18 protein-coding genes are annotated in these 16,312 nt (G+C 64.1%); 11 read left to right on the forward strand and 7 right to left on the reverse strand.

The genetic code is table 11. The features are described from left to right. The first annotated feature begins 1,249 nt into the window (after positions 1-1,249). The 4 genes from LDO29_RS17635 (at position 1,250) to LDO29_RS17650 (ending at position 2,942) form a co-directional block, all read left to right on the forward strand. On the forward strand, positions 1,250-1,534 hold the full coding sequence (locus LDO29_RS17635; protein ID WP_029049528.1) for a type II toxin-antitoxin system Phd/YefM family antitoxin: 285 nt from the start codon (positions 1,250-1,252) through the stop codon (positions 1,532-1,534). Continuing rightward, positions 1,534-1,869, forward strand: a complete 336-nt coding sequence (locus LDO29_RS17640) for a type II toxin-antitoxin system RelE/ParE family toxin (protein ID WP_224081082.1) — start codon at positions 1,534-1,536, stop codon at positions 1,867-1,869. Before LDO29_RS17635 ends, LDO29_RS17640 begins: the two co-directional genes overlap by 1 nt. Before the next feature lie 291 nt (positions 1,870-2,160). Further along, positions 2,161-2,541: a hypothetical protein gene (locus tag LDO29_RS17645; RefSeq protein ID WP_224081144.1), complete on the forward strand. Its 381-nt coding sequence runs from the start codon at positions 2,161-2,163 to the stop codon at positions 2,539-2,541. A gap of 59 nt (positions 2,542-2,600) precedes the next feature. Then, positions 2,601-2,942: a zinc ribbon domain-containing protein YjdM gene (locus LDO29_RS17650; RefSeq protein WP_224081083.1), complete on the forward strand. Its 342-nt coding sequence runs from the start codon at positions 2,601-2,603 to the stop codon at positions 2,940-2,942. 205 nt (positions 2,943-3,147) lie between these two features. Here LDO29_RS17650 and LDO29_RS17655 read toward each other — a convergent pair whose 3' ends face one another. The 5 genes from LDO29_RS17655 to LDO29_RS17675 form a co-directional block, all read right to left on the reverse strand. Further along, positions 3,148-4,650 (reverse strand): tripartite tricarboxylate transporter permease, encoded by a 1,503-nt coding sequence (locus tag LDO29_RS17655; RefSeq protein WP_224081084.1) that lies wholly within the window; start codon positions 4,648-4,650, stop codon positions 3,148-3,150. A 10-nt stretch (positions 4,651-4,660) separates the two neighbouring features. Further along, a complete protein-coding gene (locus LDO29_RS17660) occupies positions 4,661-5,122 on the reverse strand; it encodes a tripartite tricarboxylate transporter TctB family protein (protein WP_224081085.1) in 462 nt (153 codons plus the stop codon). A gap of 294 nt (positions 5,123-5,416) precedes the next feature. Then, positions 5,417-6,274, reverse strand: coding sequence for a sigma-70 family RNA polymerase sigma factor (locus LDO29_RS17665; protein WP_224081086.1), 858 nt, complete (start codon positions 6,272-6,274; stop codon positions 5,417-5,419). After that, complete coding sequence (locus LDO29_RS17670; protein ID WP_224081087.1) at positions 6,274-6,744, reverse strand: carboxymuconolactone decarboxylase family protein; 471 nt, start codon at positions 6,742-6,744, stop codon at positions 6,274-6,276. Before LDO29_RS17670 ends, LDO29_RS17665 begins: the two co-directional genes overlap by 1 nt. A gap of 152 nt (positions 6,745-6,896) precedes the next feature. Beyond that, positions 6,897-7,394 carry a VOC family protein gene (locus LDO29_RS17675; RefSeq protein WP_224081088.1) on the reverse strand — a complete coding sequence of 166 codons (498 nt, stop codon included), beginning with the start codon at positions 7,392-7,394 and terminating at the stop codon, positions 6,897-6,899. 270 nt (positions 7,395-7,664) lie between these two features. On the opposite strand from LDO29_RS17675, the gene LDO29_RS17680 reads away from it, so the two are divergent. The 3 genes from LDO29_RS17680 to LDO29_RS17690 are packed head-to-tail and all read left to right on the forward strand — an operon-like array spanning position 7,665 to position 10,450. Further along, the gene (locus LDO29_RS17680; RefSeq protein WP_224081089.1) at positions 7,665-8,648 is read left to right on the forward strand and encodes a Bug family tripartite tricarboxylate transporter substrate binding protein; all 984 of its coding nucleotides are present in this window, start codon (positions 7,665-7,667) and stop codon (positions 8,646-8,648) included. A gap of 55 nt (positions 8,649-8,703) precedes the next feature. Beyond that, entirely contained in the window at positions 8,704-10,059 is a 1,356-nt protein-coding gene (locus LDO29_RS17685; RefSeq protein ID WP_224081090.1) for an acyclic terpene utilization AtuA family protein, read from the forward strand. 40 nt (positions 10,060-10,099) lie between these two features. After that, positions 10,100-10,450, forward strand: a complete 351-nt coding sequence (locus tag LDO29_RS17690) for an AtuA-related protein (protein ID WP_224081091.1) — start codon at positions 10,100-10,102, stop codon at positions 10,448-10,450. On the opposite strand, the gene LDO29_RS17695 is transcribed toward LDO29_RS17690, so the two are convergent. Continuing rightward, the gene (locus tag LDO29_RS17695) at positions 10,360-11,217 is read right to left on the reverse strand and encodes an IclR family transcriptional regulator (RefSeq protein ID WP_224081092.1); all 858 of its coding nucleotides are present in this window, start codon (positions 11,215-11,217) and stop codon (positions 10,360-10,362) included. The genes LDO29_RS17690 and LDO29_RS17695 overlap by 91 nt on opposite strands. 44 nt (positions 11,218-11,261) lie before the next feature. Beyond that, positions 11,262-12,455, reverse strand: a complete 1,194-nt coding sequence (locus LDO29_RS17700; RefSeq protein ID WP_224081093.1) for an acyl-CoA dehydrogenase family protein — start codon at positions 12,453-12,455, stop codon at positions 11,262-11,264. Between the two features lie 245 nt (positions 12,456-12,700). On the opposite strand from LDO29_RS17700, the gene LDO29_RS17705 reads away from it, so the two are divergent. The 4 genes from LDO29_RS17705 to eutC all read left to right on the forward strand — a co-directional run bounded on the left by LDO29_RS17705 (position 12,701) and on the right by eutC (position 16,286). After that, positions 12,701-13,309, forward strand: coding sequence for a GntR family transcriptional regulator (locus LDO29_RS17705; protein WP_396022684.1), 609 nt, complete (start codon positions 12,701-12,703; stop codon positions 13,307-13,309). Between the two features lie 40 nt (positions 13,310-13,349). Continuing rightward, entirely contained in the window at positions 13,350-13,847 is a 498-nt protein-coding gene (locus LDO29_RS17710; RefSeq protein ID WP_224081094.1) for an isochorismatase family protein, read from the forward strand. Between the two features lie 232 nt (positions 13,848-14,079). Next, the gene (locus LDO29_RS17715; protein WP_224081095.1) at positions 14,080-15,462 is read left to right on the forward strand and encodes an ethanolamine ammonia-lyase subunit EutB; all 1,383 of its coding nucleotides are present in this window, start codon (positions 14,080-14,082) and stop codon (positions 15,460-15,462) included. Positions 15,463-15,482: 20 nt separating this feature from the next. Continuing rightward, complete coding sequence (gene eutC / locus LDO29_RS17720; protein WP_224081096.1) at positions 15,483-16,286, forward strand: ethanolamine ammonia-lyase subunit EutC; 804 nt, start codon at positions 15,483-15,485, stop codon at positions 16,284-16,286. Positions 16,287-16,312 lie beyond the last annotated feature (26 nt).

Genomic DNA, 16,312 nt, shown 5'->3' on the forward strand with positions numbered 1-16,312 from the left:
CTGTCTGAAGGCGCCGCCATCATCAAAACTGATGAGGCGCTCCGCCCAGGGCGAACGATGACCGAATTCATCGCCCGGCACGCAGTGCAGCAGCAGAGGACATGGACGTCTCCTCCGGCGAAGTGACGTGCGAGGTGCTGTCAAAAACAAAGCTGCCGACGAATTCGTCGGCAGCTTTGGGAGTGTCCCTAGGCCGGACAAGGACCATAGGGCGATTACTCCAGACTTTCAACGGATTTTGTTAACGGCTAGCCGATGAGCCGCCGTTTGATCCAAGTGCTACGCGCAGCTTCCTTAACACCACTTAACTGCCGCTGGACCTGGCACCACTCAACGGGCGGCCGGCACGTTCTCAACATTCTTGCTGGTTAGTGGCATCCGCAAAGGTCCAGGCAGCTCATTCGACTATCAACTTTCCGTGTAGGTTTTTTTGTTATTAGTCTTGTCCGTCATCGCTTCCGATGACGCGGCGTTGGGAACGATTTCATAAGCTTACGAGCAACCCGAATTCCTAGATAGAACCGAGGTGCGCAGTGAGTAACTGACGCTCCGTCGAGCCGGATGTCGGGTAACGGCCGAAAGCTAGCCAACTTAGCAATTCACGGTCAACAAGGCAACGAGTGCAATGGTTTCTGCGAGAGTCGGGCTAGGTGACTCGCAGTCTGCCGCCACCGATACGGAGCCGCTGATGAATCCTGATCCCCTTCTGCGCACAACTGGGCGACATGTTCTTGCCATTGGCGCACTTACATTCTGCGCTGTCGCACATTGCGAGCCGGCGGCAACGCCGGAACAGAAATTCCCGCCCGGCTACCTGGAAGCTTGCTCGACCGGTTACGACAACGGTCAGGCCGCCCAAGCGCCTGCTCCAGACAAGACGCAAGTAATGACACTTGGTGCCGTGCTCCGGACCTCACTTGTTGCCCAGCCTCCAACACCGAGTTCTTCGCCAAACAAAACGAAGACCGGGAAGTGACTAGGCGGATTTCGGCATTGGCGACTGTCATCCCCGAGTAGCGCAATGTTTGGCTGCCCCCCGAGTCTCCGCAGCAGGGAGACTCGGGCCATTCTCCACCCACGGTTCGAGCGCTTAACTCGCAGATTGGCAAATGAAGGTTCTTCGCAAAATTCCGGGAAACCAAGGTCCCTTATCGGACCCGTAGCGGTCGCTCGCAGGTCTGGCAAAGTTGACGAAAGACTGTTAACGGACTATATTTGGTCTACCTACGCCATCCACAGGAGCCGTGCGATGCGAATTGCCGATCACGTCAAGCCAATCAGCTATCTCAAGAGTGAAGCCGCGCAGATCGTCAAGGACCTTGCTGAATCTGGTGAACCATTGATCATCACCCAAAACGGCGAAGCCAAGCTCGTTGTCCAGGACGTGCGCAGCTATGAATCCGACCGGCAAACATTGGCACTGCTGAAGATTCTGGCCCTTGGGCAAAAGCAGATCGAGCAGGAAAAGTTTTCCGACATCGATGATGTGTTCGCAGAACTGGACGAACTGGACCGGCAAGAGAAGCGGCGCTGATGGCCTCCACATTGCTGAAGGCAAAGCTTCTCGACAGCGGTAAAGCCGAGCTGAAGCGGGTGCGCCGCTACGTTGTGGACGCATTTGGCATGGCCGTCTGGGAAGACTCGTATGCTCAGATCCAGGCATCCATCACTCGCATCCGGGAGTATCCGGAATGCGGCCATATTGTCGATGAACTCAGTGGGCTAACCGCGGAAAGATTCCGCGAAGTGCATTGCGGAAAGAATCGAATTATCTATGAAGTCGGGGACGACGCTATTTATGTGCACTTGATCATAGATCAGCGTCGAGATCTGACTGCGCTGCTGCAGAAAATCATCCTGCAGGTGTGAGAAGAGACGGCCAGCGTCGCGATCCCTTGTATAGATGATTTTCGCTGAGTCGAAGGCTTATCACTACAGAACGGTGAGCTTCTTCGTTCGACCAGCCAGGGCAAAGGCCAATCACCTTCAGTTGTGCCGGTAGAACGAATCGCTGTCCGCCACTCTACGAAGCGGGGCGAAGCCCCCGGGCAGTCCAGGCCAAGCGTTCGTCAAAAGTTGTATCCTTTGCGATACGGGGTGCCGACGGGCGTCATGGCCCTCAGTTCTCCGTCATGGCACGGAAAGTATGGCACTGACAACATGTGGCGTATTCATGCACGGATTGTGCTTTGCATCATGTTGGCTGCCTGCGTATCGACCGGCGTCAACGTGACACCGGAGCATTTGTCGAACTTCTTGCCCGGTTTCTCCACCATTGACGACGTCACTACCCAGCTCGGGACGCCAACTTCCCAAGTCACGCTGAAGAGCGGATCCACCATCCTGATCTATTCATTCGCGACCTCCAGGCCTCACCCTGAAAGCTTTATCCCGTTCATTGGCCCGCTCTTTGCCGGAGGCGAGATCCGGTCATCGACCGTCCTGTTCGAGTTTGACGAGAACGGCGTCCTCAGGAGTCAGCGCAGAACGACGTCGAGCGGTGCTTCAGGCTGGAGCGTGTTGCCCTCCGACGCAATGTAGTTTGTCCGCCGGGCAGGGCAGTATACTTTCGGCCTTTGCCACGCATCCAAGGATTACCCATGAGCGCATTACCCCCCTGCCCGAAATGTAATTCCGAGTTCACCTATGAAGATGGGGGACTCTATATTTGTCCGGAATGCGCGCATGAATGGTCGGCGCAGGCATCGGCACCGGCTGAAGCGGAAGCAAGGATTTATCGCGATTCAGCGGGCAACGTATTGCAGGATGGAGATACCGTCACTGTCATCAAGGATCTCAAGCTGAAGGGCTCAGCCGGCGTGATCAAGATGGGCACCAAGGTAAAGAACATTCGCCTGGTCGACGGTGACCACGATATCGATTGCAAGATCGATGGCTTTGGTCCCATGAGCCTGAAATCGGAGTTCGTCAGGAAGGTGTGACGAGGTCCGCGGGAAACCGCCCACTGTCGTCCTGACAACGGACCTCCAAAGCGAAAGAGCCCCCGCTCATTTGCGAGGGCTCGTCCGGACAGAGATCGGTGTCGTGGTGTTCGCGGGCCAGGCTGCGAGGCGTGGCAGTGCGTTCACGACAGCAGCGCCTCGGGATGCTGCCATGAGGGAGACATCTCTTGCCTGGCCACCGCGGTCACTCTTCCTGGAACGCCTCCTCACGCTTGGCCTTGATCGAAGGCAGCGCCACGACGGCGACCAGAGCGGCTGCGGCAATCAGCAGGCCCATCGAAAGCGGCCGCGTGACGAACACCGAGAAGTCGCCACGGGACAGCAGCAGCGTCCGGCGGAAGTTCTCTTCCATCATCGGCCCGAGCACGAAACCGAGCAGCAGCGGCGCGGGTTCGCAACGAAGCTTCAGGAAGAGGTAGCCCACCAGACCGCAGCTCGCCGCCACGAACACGTCGAAGACCGTGTTGTTGACCGAGTACACGCCGATGCTGCAGAACACCAGGATGGCGGGATACAGGAAGCGGTACGGCACGGTCAGCAGCTTCACCCAGATCCCGATCAGCGGCAGGTTCAGCACCACAAGCATGAGGTTGCCGATCCACATCGACGCAATCAGGCCCCAGAACAGCGCGGGGTTGCTCGTCATGACCTGCGGTCCCGGCTGGATGTTGTGGATCGTCATGGCCCCCACCATCAGCGCCATCACGGCGTTTGGCGGAATGCCCAGCGTGAGCAGCGGAATGAACGACGTCTGCGCGGCCGCATTGTTGGCCGACTCCGGTCCGGCAACGCCTTCGACTGCACCCTTGCCGAATTCGTGTGCGTACTTCGAGGTCTTCTTCTCGAGCGAGTAGGCGGCAAACGATGCCAGCGACGCGCCACCGCCAGGAAGAATGCCGAGCGCCGACCCGAGCATGGTTCCGCGCAGCACGGCGGGGATCATGCGGCGGAAGTCCTCGCGCGTGGGAAACAGGCCGGACACCTTGTCGGTGAAGGTCTCGCGCGTTTCCTTCTGCTCCAGGTTCGCGATGATCTCAGCGAAGCCGAACAGGCCCATGGCAAGCGCGGTGATGCTGATGCCGTCGGTCAGTTCCGGCACGTCGAACGAGAATCGCGCGGCACCGGAATTGACGTCGGTGCCTACCAGGCCAAGCAGCAGGCCCAGCACGATCATCGCCACAGCCTTTACCAGCGAGCCGGAAGCCAGCACCACGGCGCCGATCAGGCCAAGAACCATCAGCGAGAAGTACTCGGCGGGACCGAACTTGAAGGCGAGCTCGGACAACGGCGTGGCGAACGCCGCGAGAATCAGCGTTGCCACGCTGCCCGCGAAGAACGAACCCAGCCCTGCCGTGGCCAGCGCCACCCCGGCGCGGCCACGCCGTGCCATCTGGTAGCCGTCCAGCGTGGTGCAGACCGACGATGACTCGCCGGGCAGGTTGACCAGGATCGCCGTCGTCGACCCGCCATATTGCGCGCCGTAGTAAATGCCCGCCAGCATGATCAGCGCTGCCACCGGCGGAAGCGAATAGGTCACCGGCAGCAACATGGCGATGGTGGCGAGGGGGCCCAGCCCCGGCAGCACGCCGATCAGCGTGCCGAGCACGCAGCCCAGGAAGGCATAGGCCAGGTTCTGCAGGGAGAGCGCCGTCGAAAATCCCAGCGCGAGATGGCTCAACAATTCCATGGCGTGTTCCCTAGTTTGCGAGGAAGGCCGGCCATACCGGCATCTGCAGGTTGATTCCGTACACAAACGCGAACGTGCTGATAATCACCAGCACGCAGGCGTTCAGTACCGCCCCTTTCCACGTAAATTCGTGACTGGCCATCGATGACACCAGCACCAGGACAAGCACGGACAGCACCATGCCCAACGGCTTGAGGATGAGGCCGAACAACACCACCGAACCGAGCACCCACAAGAGCGTCTTGATGTCCCATCGCGCCATGTGATCGGCCTCGCTCTTCGCGGAGGTCGATCCGATCGCCACGACCGCGCCCAGCAGTGCCAGCACGATGCCAAGCCAGAAGGGAAAGTAGCCCGGACCCATGCGGGCCGCCGTTCCCATCGTGTAGCCGCGGGCAACGAACGAAAAGCCCAGCCCGACGGCGATGAACATCAGTCCGGACAGGAAGTCCGTCTGTCTGCGTATCTGCATTGATTGTCCCCCGTTTGTATGTCCCGCAATCCGAGGTTGCTGTCTTTCCAGGGGCAGCTCCGACCGCGGGAGTGCGAGACAATACATCATGTCATGATGTATTTGTCGGGAGCTTGGGGTTATCCCCGACGAATTTCGTTCGTGATGCGCGAACAATCACCAAATACATCACATCATGATGTATTAATCCGTGCGAACGTATATGGCTTTCCCCGGGGATACATGTGACGGGGTGGGGCCTGGTGCTGCGCAGGGTCAGAAGCGGTTGGCCCGTCAGGCCGTCCAACACCAGGCCTAATGCAAATGCCGCAGCTTGTCAGGGTTGCGGACCACGTAAATCGCCGCGACCTTCCCGTTCTCGATTTCCAACGCCGTCGTCTGCAACTCCCCATCAGCCTCGAGCGTGACAAAGCCGGGCAGCCCGTTGATAAAGGCCGCGCGCACGAACGTCGAACCCCTTTTCTGGAAGAGCGCCGACAGCTGCGCATGCACCTTCATCACATCGTCGAAGCCGAGCACCGGGTGGCCGAGCGCCGGCCGTTTGCCGCCGCCGTCCGCATGCAGGCTCACGTCGGCGGCCAGCATGGTGCCGAGCGCGCTCATGTCGCCGCTGCGTGATGCGTCGAAGAACGCTTTCGCGAGCTCGAGGCCGCGCTCCTTCTCGACCTGAAAGCGCGGGCGCGACTCCCGCACGTGGGTACGCGCCCGCGCCGCGAGCTGGCGGCACGCGGCTGGCTCGCGCCGGATTGTCTTTGCGACCTCGTCGAACTCCAGCCCGAAGACGTCGTGAAGCAGGAACGCGGCGCGTTCGAGCGGCGACAGGCGCTCGAGCGCGAGCATCAGCGGCAGCGTGACGTCCTCCTGCTCGTCCTCCTCGAGGACGGGGTCGGGCAGCCACGGGCCGATGTAGGTTTCGCGCTGGTGCCGCGCGGACTTGAGCTGGTCCAGGCACATCCGCATGACCATGCGGCGCAGGAACGCCTCGGGCACGCGCACCTCGGTGCGCTCGGCATTCACCCAGCGGATGTACGCGTCCTGCACGATGTCCTCGGCATCCGCGACGGAACCGAGCATCCGGTACGCGACGCGGATCAGCGTGCGCCGCAGCGGCTCGAAACTCGCCGCGGCGTCCGTGAGGTTGGCGCCAGTCATCAGGCGAATGCCTTGGCAGCGGCCTTTGCCGCCGCCGGATCGACCCACAGGCCGAAGCCGACCGCGAGCCGGTTCCAGCCGTTGATGACGTTGATCATGAGCGTGAGCCTCACCTGCTCTGCCTTGCTGAAGTGGTCGTTGAGCGCCGCGCGGGCGCCGTCGAGCGCATCGCCTTCGGACAGCCGGGTCAACGCGTCGGTCCAGCCGAGCGCCGCGCGTTCGCGATCGGTGTAGCACGGCGCGTCGCGCCAGGCGGACAGCAGGTAGAGGCGCTGCTCGGTTTCGCCTTTCTCGCGTGCGTCTGCTGTGTGCATATTAATGCAGTTCGCGCACCCGTTTATCTGCGACGCGCGGACTTCGACAAGCGACACAAGGCTCGGTTCAAGGCTCGCCGCCACGGCGAGCGATGTGCCCATCCAGGACTTCATCTGGGCGGGGGCGGCGGCGAACGGGTCGAGCTTGGCAGTCATGGTTTGATCTCCTTTTCGAGGGGTTACGACGACATGACGAGCCAGCCTCCTTCGCGTGTGACATCGGCCAGGAATTTTTTTCCGCGGGCCGCAGGATTCCCCCTTTGGAGCCGGTCAGGTTCGATAGGCCGGCACCGCGCCGGGCAGCGCGATCAACTCGAAGACGGGCTCTGTCCCCGACGGGCTGCCTCGATCGCGGCGATGTCGATCTTCTTCATGGTCATCATCGCTTCGAAGGCGCGCTTGGCCGCCGCGCGATCGGGGTCGGTGTAGGCCGCGGTGAGCGCGCGCGGGGTGATCTGCCAGGACAGTCCCCACCGGTCCTTGCACCAGCCGCATGCGCTTTCCTGGCCGCCATTGCTGACGATCGCGTTCCACAAGCGGTCGGTTTCGGCCTGGTCGTCCGTCGCGATCTGGAATGAGAAGGCCTCGGTGTGCTTGAAGTGCGGACCACCGTTCAGCCCCAGGCAGGGAATGCCGGCGACAGTGAACTCGACGGTCAGGACATCGCCCTCCTTGCCGTCCGGATAATCGCCTGGCGCGCGGTGCACGGCGTGGACCGCGCTGTCCGGGAATGTTTCGGCGTAGAAGTTCGCGGCATCGAGGGCGCCGCCGTCGTACCACAGACAGATCGTGTTCTTGCTGGTCATATCATGTCTCCTGAAAGGTCGAGCAACGGCATGCGCTCCCATCCAGCCATCCCGATATTCCATATTGCGGAACCCCGGCCTGCCGGATGTGACGGATGCCGTTGTCGGGTTCCTCCAATGTCTCACACTCTCGCGGCGCAGGAAAATTTTCAGCCAATGAAAATTCCACCCCTTTGATTGACGCCGTTTCCGGCCGCTTCCTACCATGTGCGCACAGAGTTTCCTTCGATGAAACCAACGCCTGCGCACATCGCGCCCAGGAGACAGCCGATGACTGCATTCCCACGTCAGCCCCTGCTGGCGGCCCTGCCGCTTCTCTGTGCCGTGCTCGCCGTGCCGGCGAGCGCGGCGGAACCATTCCCGTCCAGGCCGATCCGGCTCGTGGTGCCGTTCACGCCAGGCGGTACCACCGATATCCTCGCGCGGCTGGTCGCGCAGAAGTCGGGCGAAGTGCTGGGGCAGTCGGTCGTGGTCGACAACCGGCCCGGTGCCGGCGGCAATATCGGTGCCGAAGCCGTCGCACGCAGCGCGCCTGATGGCTATACGTTGCTGATGGGAACGCTGGGCACGCAGGTCACCAACCAGTTCATCTATGCGCGCATGCCGTACGACAGCGCGCGCGATTTCACACCGGTGACACTGGTGGCCAACTCTCCGAATGTGCTGCTCGTCAACAGCACGCTGCCGGCCACCTCGGTGGGCGAACTGGTTGCACTCGCCAAACGCGAACCAGGGAAGATCAACTATGCCTCGACGAGCACCGGCGGTTCTCCTCACCTCTCGGGGGAACTGCTGAACACGATGGCGGGAATCAGCATGCAGCACGTGCCTTACAAGGGCGCGGCGCCCGCGATGACCGACCTGCTGGCGGGGCAGGTCAACCTGATGTTCGACAACCTGCCGTCCGCGCTCGCGCAGATCCAGGCCGGCAAGGTGAAGGCGCTAGCCGTGACCAGCGTCAAGCGGGCGTCGGTGTTGCCCTCGGTGCCGACGGTGCGCGAATCGGGGCTGCCCGGTTACGAAGTCAATTCGTGGTTTGGCCTGCTGGCACCGGCAGGCACGCCGCCGGAGCGCGTCCGCCAGATCCAGCAGGCCGTCGACAAGGTGCTGGCGATGCCCGACGTGCGCAAGCGCATCGAGCAGCTCGGCGCGGAACCGGGCGGAGAAGGTTCCGCAGCGTTTGCGGCGGAGATCAAGGCCGACACCGAGAAGTGGTCGCACGTCATCAAGACCGCCGGCATCAAGGCGCAATGACCGACGCGCCTGGCCTCTGCTCGCAACCCGTCTCCAAACCAGGACACATGACGTCATGACCCAGAAGACTACGCTTCGCATCGGCTCCGGATCGGGCTGGTGGGGCGACCGCGTGGAACCCGCGGAACGCTCCGCACGTCTTGGCAAGCTCGACTACCTCTGCTTCGAGACCATGGCCGAGGCGACCGTATCGGCCGCGCAGGTGCGCAAGCGGCGCGATCCCGCGTTTGGCGGCTACGACACCTATCTCGACGACCGCATGCGCGCGGTGCTGCCCCATTGCATCGCGAACGGCACGCGGATCATCAGCAACCAGGGCTGGATCCACCCGCTCGGCGCTGCCCGGCGTGTGGCAGAACTGTGCAAGGAACTCGGCCTGCCCGGCGTGAAGATCGCCGCGGTCACCACGACCGATCTCACGGGCAGCATCTGCGAACTCGATCTCGTGTTGCTGGAAAGCGGCGAACATGTGTCGACGCTGCGTGAATCGCTGATCAGCGCTGAGCCCTACGAGGGCGCCGGCCCGATCGTCGAGGCGCTGCGCGCCGGAGCCCAGATCGTGATCACGGGGCGCGTCGCCGACCCGTCGCTGTTCCTGGCGCCGATGATCCACCATTTCGGCTGGCAGGCGGAGGACGTCGCGCTGCTGGCGCGGGGCAGCGCCATCGGCCACCTGCTCGAATGCGGCGCCCAGGTGACGGGCGGGTACTTTGGCGACCCGGGCTACAAGGACGTGCCCGAGCCGTGGAACCTTGCGTTCCCGATCGCCGAGGTGGAGGCCGACGGCAGCGCGGTGATCGCGAAAGTGCCGGACAGCGGTGGCCGCATCGACCTGGAGACCGTCAAGGAGCAGATGTTCTACGAAGTCCATGACCCGCGCCGTTACATCACGCCGGACGTGATTGTCGATTTCTCGACCGCGGTACTGGAACAGGCGGGCCCCGACCGCGTGCGCATCAGCGGCGTGAGCGGACTGCCGCGCACCGATACGCTCAAGGTGTCGCTTGGCTGTACGGAAGGGCATATCGGCGAAGACATGTTCTTCTATGCCGGTCCCGGATGCCTGGAGAAGGCGAGGCTCGCCAAGCGCATTCTCGAGGAGCGCTTCGCCATGGCGGCGTTGCGGGCGGACGAACTGCGCATCGATTTCCTGGGCGTCAATGCCGTGCACGGCGCGGCGTCGCCCGAACCCGCCTGCGAGCCCAACGAGATCGCGGTGCGCGTGGCGGCCCGCACGCGCACGCGTGAGGAAGCGGCCAAGGTGGGCCGCGAGATCGACAGCATGGCGGTGTGCGGACTGGCTTCGACCGGCAAGCGCGTGCCGCACCAGGACCGTACACGCGAGATCATCGGCGTGTGGTCGGCGCTGGTGCCGCGCGAGCTGATCCGCTCACAGGTGCAGTTCGTCTGACCACCTGCCTGACCTGCCAACCCGATCGGGAGACGTCATCATGCGCGTACCGCTGCGCCGCCTTGCACACAGCCGTTCCGGCGACAAAGGCAATACCTCCAACACGGCAGTCATTGCCTATGCGCCGGAGTTCTATCCGCATATCAAGCAGCAGCTCACCGCTGATGCATTCAAGGCGCACTACGGAACGCTGATTACGGGAAAGGTCACGCGTTACGACGTGGATGGCCTGCAGGTCCTCAACTTTGTTGCCGAGGGCGCGCTCGGCGGCGGCGTGTCGCGCAGCCTGGCGATCGACAACTACGGCAAGGCCCTGGCCAGTGCCGTGCTGCGCTTCGAGGTGGAAATCCCGGACACGCTTGCGCCGCTGCTGCGCGGGCCGGCACACTGAGCACCGCCTGCGGGCACCACCACGCGTGTCCAGGCGCCGGTGATGCGGCGCGCTTCCTGCCGGAGCTGACGCGCGATGGCGGCTTCCCGGCTGCGGATGCGGGCGCTCAACGCCGCCACGCTGAGCGCGCCGATAGGCCGGCCGTCGTAGTCGAGAATCGGCACGGCAATGCCACCCATGCCTTCCACCACCCAGTCCAGGAACAGCACGTAGCCGCGCGCGCGTGCCGCGTCTGCCTCGGCGGCAATCGACGGTGCGTCGAGCCGCGGATAGTTCGCGAGCTTGCGCGCCGTCTGCTGCAGGCGCCGCGTGCGCTCGGGCGGAGGCAGCCACGCGAGCACCGCCAGGCTCCCCGCGCCGACACCAAGCGGGCGCCGCGTGCCGACCGTCACATAGTTTGCATGCACGGGGAATGTGCCTGTGACCACGTCCGAGCACACGGCCTCGCCGCGGCTCGCCTCCGTCAGCACGGCCGTGTCTTCAAACGTCTCCTGAAGCCGCTGCAGGGCCGGATGGGCAAGCTGGCGCAGTTCCACCCGGCGCTGCCCCACGTCGGCCAGCTGGAACACTTCGGGGCCAATGCCGTAACGCCGCTTGTCATCGCGCGTGGCGAATCCTTCCTGGACGAGCATGTCGAGCATGCGTGACGTCGTGGCAGGGTCGAGACCGGTGGCGCGCGCCACGTCGCTCATGCGGCGCACTTCCGGGTCGGAAAGCGCGCGCAGCACTGCAAGCGCACGCTGGACCGGGGACGGGCGCGACGCCATGATCCGACGCTTAACGGACGATGCGCGCAACGCCTGCGGTGCGGTCAGCCATGTTGCGTCGGCCCGAGCGTGTCGCGCTTGATCTTCTTCGCGAGCGACCACTTGTGGACTTCGGTCGGGCCGTCGTAGATCCGGAACGCGCGCAGTTCACGGAATGCCTGGTCGACGATCGTGTCGCGCGACACGCCATTGCCGCCCAGGATCTGGACACAGCGGTCCGCCACGCGGAACAGCGCTTCGGAGACGGCAACCTTGGCCATCGAGCTTTCGGTGGTGCCCGCCGAGCCCGTATCCAGCACGCCGGCGCACCAGTCGATCATCAGTGCAGCCTGCTGCAGGTCGATCAGGTTTTCGGCAAGCATGAAGCCTACGCCCTCATGGTCGATCAGCAGCTTGCCGAACGCCTTGCGCGTCGTGGCGTAGGACCGTGCAATCTCGTCCGCGCGCGCGACCGTACCGAACCAGCGCATGCAGTGGGAAAGCCGCGCCGGTGATAACCGGACCTGCGCGTAGCGGAAACCCTCGTTGACTTCGCCAAGCACCTGGTCGGCCGGCACGCGCAGGTTGTCGATCAGGACCTGCGCATGGCCGCCCGGCATCGAGCTGTCGATCGTGTCGAGCACGCGCTCGGTGCGCATGGCGGGGTGGGGCAGGTCGACAAGGAACATCGTGGCCTGCGCGCGCTCGCCGTCGCCGGTTCGCGCCATCACGATGCCGACCTTGGCGCCTTCTGCGCCGGTGATGAATTTCTTGCGGCCGTTGAGCACCCAGTCATTGCCGTCGCGAACCGCGGTGGTGCGCAGCATCGACGGGTCCGACCCCGCGCCGCCTTCTTCGGCGGGCTCGGTCATGAAGAACGCCGAGCGGGCGTCGCCACGGATGAGCGGGGCAAGGAACCGTGCCTTCTGTTCGGCGGACGCCACCTTGCCAAGCAGGAACATGTTGCCTTCGTCGGGTGCCATGGTGTTGACGGCGACGGGGCCAAGCGGCGACAGACCCGAGCGCTTGAGCACGGCGGCGGTCTCACGTTGGTTCAGGTGGCTGCCATCGGCAAGGATATGCGGCGTCATGATGCCCGCCTCGCGCGCTTTGGCGCGCAGTTCCTCGACCAGTTCGGCGGAAGGGCCATGCGCGGTGCAGCGCGGATCGCTTTCGTACGGCGCAACGACATCGCGCACGAAGCGTTCGACGCGGTCCGCGATTTCCTGGCTTCGTTCGGTAGGACAGGGGGTGAACATGAGTGCCATTCCCTCAGAGTGTGTTGACCAGACGGCTGCGGCCGACGGTCAGCCGCTTGCATGACAACGGCAGATTGTAGGATGATTTCATCCCATGTCAACGGTTCCGAGACTTGATGCCCGGTCAATCCATTAGAATCGCGCCCGTGCCAAGATCGACCTCCCCTTCCTCCGCAGTGCCCATCGATACGCCCGTTGATAGGCCCGTTGCGTCCGCCCCGGCGGATCGTAGTGCGTCCGACACGGTGTTCTTCGGGATCATCAACGGCCTGGAAGCGGGCGGCTTCGTGCCTGGCCAGCGGCTTGTGGAAACCGACCTGGTGACGTATTTCGGCGTTGGCCGCAATTCGGTGCGCGAAGCGCTGCAGCGGCTCGCCGCCGAGGGCATTGTCGACCTCCCGCGCCACCGCGGCGCGATCATCCGCCGGCTCAGCCTGCAGGAAACCCTCGATGTCCTCGATGTGGCCGAGCGCATGACCGGCCTGCTCGCGCGCGCGGCAACGCGGGGGAGCGGCAACCGCGAACTGGCACAGGCGTTGCGCGCTTCGGTACAGGGACTGGTCGCGGCCGAGAAGTCACATGATGGTGAGAGCTTCTCGAGCACCAGACGGCACTTCTACCGCACGCTGCTGGAGATGGGCGACAACCGCGAGCTGCGCCGGCTGTTCCCGACCATCCATATGCCGATCGTGCACGCGCAGCACCGGCTGGCGTCGTTGCGGCAGATGCGGCTGGACGACTACCGGCGCATCGCCACGGCCGTGCTTGCTGGCGACCCCGAAGCGGCCGAGAAAGCCGGTGCGGCGCACGTGCAGAATGTGCGCAGTGCGATCCTGGAGAGGCAGCCGGCCTGAGGGACCATCAACATGAATTGTTGGACCGTGGAGCGAAGACATGCGTCAAGTCCTTCTGATCGTGGACGTGCAATCCACGTTCTCTCCGCCCGAATGGCTGATCGACGGTATCCGGGAACTGGCCAGACACGTGCCGTCGGTGGCAACGATCGAGTTGCACGACGAGACGCAGACGCCGTTCCAGAGCCAGCTGGGCTGGTGCCCCGCTGTCGTGGATCAGTGCCTGGTGGAGGCGGACGAGATCTTCGTCAAGCACGGCTATGCGCCATCGCCTGCCACCATCGAATACCTGAAGAAAATGAACCCGGATCGGGTGCTGGTCTGTGGGATCCAGACCGATACATGCGTGCTCGCAGCGGGCTTCGCGCTGTTTGATGCAGGGCTCCATCCGACGCTGGTCACGGACCTGACTGCCGGCTCGTCGCTCGACAGGTCAGGGCAACTTGGCATCAGGCTGTGGAAACATCATTTTCGGCAGACCATCCTGAAGGATGAACTGCTTGACGGCCAATCAGGATGCCCGGCCGGCATGCCGTGACGCCGGGAGCGACTCAGTTCAAGGTCAGAGCTCGTTGCTGCACATGGCGTTGCGCCGTCGGCCGCGATCAGAGGTAAGGTCGCCCTCGCGAATTGCCCTTGATGCAGGCCAGCGGCTACCATCCCCGAATATCGCCGGGCCAACTATAGTAGCGACACCGGCACAATATTGCCCGGTCCGGATGGCGCATGCGGCATGCCATCTCGTGGTTCTTGCCCCGGAGCCCCCACCCATGGCATTCACCCACACGGTCGGCCAGCACCGCCACGTCTTTGCCGACCTGCGCATGCTGCTGGCCAAGGCCAGTCCTGCCCGTTCCGGCGACTATCTTGCCGGCATTGCCGCCGCGAGCGAGGAGGAGCGCATGGCGGCACGCATGGCGCTTGCCGCCGTGCCGCTTTCGCGGTTCCTGTCCGAAGCGCTGGTTCCGTATGAGGACGACGAGGTGACTCGTCTGATCGTCGATAGCCACGATGCCGGTGCCTTTGCGGAAATCGCGGCGCTTACAGTCGGCGACTTCCGCAACTGGCTGCTGCTGCATGAGACCGACAGCGCCGCGCTCGCGCGCGTGGCGCCCAGCATCACGCCGGAGATGGCCGCGGCGGTGAGCAAGCTGATGCGCAACCAGGACCTTGTCGCCGTGGCGCGCAAGTGCCGCGTGGTGACGCGCTTTCGCAGCACGGTGGGCCTGGCCGGCCGGCTGTCGGTGCGGTTGCAGCCCAACCATCCGACCGACGATCCCAAGGGCATCGCGGCATCGATCATCGACGGGCTGATGTATGGCTGCGGCGATGCGACCATCGGCGTCAATCCGGCGTCGGACAACCTGGGCGCGATCGTGTCCCTGCTGCGCATGATCGACGATCTGCGCTGCCGCTTTGACATTCCCACGCAGTCCTGCGTGCTCACGCATGTCACCAACACGCTGCGCGCGATGGAGCAGGGCGCGCCGGTGGACCTGGTGTTCCAGTCGGTGGCGGGCAGCGAGCGCGCCAATGCCGCGTTTGGCATCAGCCTGTCGCTGCTGGCAGAGGCGCATGACGCCGCGCAGGCGCTGGCGCGCGGCACGGTGGGCAGCAACGTGATGTATTTCGAGACCGGGCAGGGCAGTGCGTTGTCCGCCAACGCGCACCACGGCGTGGACCAGCAGACCATGGAAGCGCGTGCCTATGCGGTGGCGCGCCGGTTCTCGCCGCTGCTCGTCAACACGGTGGTAGGCTTCATCGGGCCGGAGTACCTGTACGACGGCAAGCAGATCATCCGTGCCGGGCTGGAGGACCATTTCTGCGGCAAGCTGCTGGGCGTGCCGATGGGCTGCGACGTCTGCTACACCAACCATGCCGAAGCCGACCAGGACGACATGGACACGCTGCTGACGCTGTTCGGCGTGGCCGGCATCAACTTCATCATGGGCGTGCCGGGGGCCGACGACATCATGCTGAACTACCAGAGCACCTCATTCCACGACGCGCTGTACCTGCGCGAGGTACTCGGCCTGCGCCCGGCACCCGAGTTCGAAGCCTGGCTGCAGCGCATGGGCATTGCCGATGGCAGTGGACGCCTGCTGGAGCCCGCGGAACGGCAGCCGTTGCTCGAACTGGCGCATACGCTGTAGCTGCTGACAGGATCATTGCCATGACAAAGCCACCGGCCACTGTCACCCAGCAGAACCCCTGGCAGCAGTTGCGCCAGTTCACGCGCGCGCGCATTGCGCTGGGGCGCGCCGGGCACAGCCAGACGACCGACACGGTGCTGGCATTCGGACTGGCCCATGCGCAGGCGCGCGACGCGGTGCACCTGCCACTGGACTGTGCGGCCGTCGCATCCGCGCTCGACCGCGCCGGCTTTGCCACCTTGCCTGTTCACAGTGCGGCACCCGACCGCGAGCATTACCTGCGACGTCCGGACCTGGGCCGCAGGCTCGATGAGCCCAGCCGCGCGCGGCTGGCCAGGGCACGTCCGGATGCGGCACCCGATGTGGTCATCGTGATTGCCGACGGCCTGTCCGCGCTGGCTGCGCAGAGCCATGGCGTGCCACTGCTTTGCGCCGTGCGCGAGCGATTGCCGGAGGGCTGGGCCATGGCGCCGGTGGTGGTCGCGGAACAATCGCGCGTGGCGCTTGGCGACGAGGTGGGTGAGTTGCTGGATGCCCGCCAGGTGGTGATGCTGATCGGCGAGCGGCCGGGGCTGAGTTCGCCCGACAGCCTGGGCATTTACCTGACCTATGCGCCGCGTGTCGGCCGCACGGATGCAGAGCGCAACTGCATCTCCAATGTGCAGCCCGAAGGACTGTCCTATGCGCAGGCGGCAGACCGGCTGGTGTTCCTGCTGCGTGGCGCGGCCGCGCTCGGCTGTTCCGGCGTGGCGCTCAAGGACGACAGCGCGCATGCACTGCCGGACGCCTCGGAAGGCGAGCACAACGCCATTGGCAATGACTGAACGCGGCAGCCGCACACCGCGCACCA

Source organism: Cupriavidus laharis, from assembly GCF_914271435.1.
GTDB classification, from domain to species: Bacteria; Pseudomonadota; Gammaproteobacteria; order Burkholderiales; family Burkholderiaceae; genus Cupriavidus; species Cupriavidus laharis.